Source organism: Psychrobacter sp. TB20-MNA-CIBAN-0197, assembly GCF_040309765.1.
GTDB classification, from domain to species: domain Bacteria; phylum Pseudomonadota; class Gammaproteobacteria; order Pseudomonadales; family Moraxellaceae; genus Psychrobacter; species Psychrobacter submarinus.
Genome location: NZ_JBEOPC010001119.1, coordinates 1 through 249, shown reverse-complemented (window position 1 = coordinate 249; position 249 = coordinate 1). Strand labels below are relative to the sequence as shown.

Annotated in this window: 1 protein-coding gene; it reads left to right on the top strand. The window is 42.2% G+C overall.

The annotated features are described in order from the left end of the window. Positions 1-201, top strand: a 201-nt coding sequence (locus AAEY83_RS17410; protein WP_351061191.1) for a CPBP family intramembrane glutamic endopeptidase, incomplete at its 5' end; no start/stop codon positions are given. Positions 202-249 lie beyond the last annotated feature (48 nt).

Sequence of the window (249 nt, the reverse complement as noted above, 5' to 3'; positions counted from 1 at the left end):
ATCATTGCTAGTATCGTCACCAGTGTAATATTTGCGGTGATTCACTTGCAGTATGGCGTTTATGAAATCAGCACTATCGTGGTGCTGGCATTGATATTTTGCTATGCCCGTATCAAATCTGGCTCGCTGCTACTGCCCATGCTGCTTCACATTGTCAATAATGGCGCAGCGATGGGGCAGTATTTAGCGCAAACCGCTTAATCAAAATTTTCTTAAGAGAATTTGCTTAATCAAAAAGAGCTATGCATC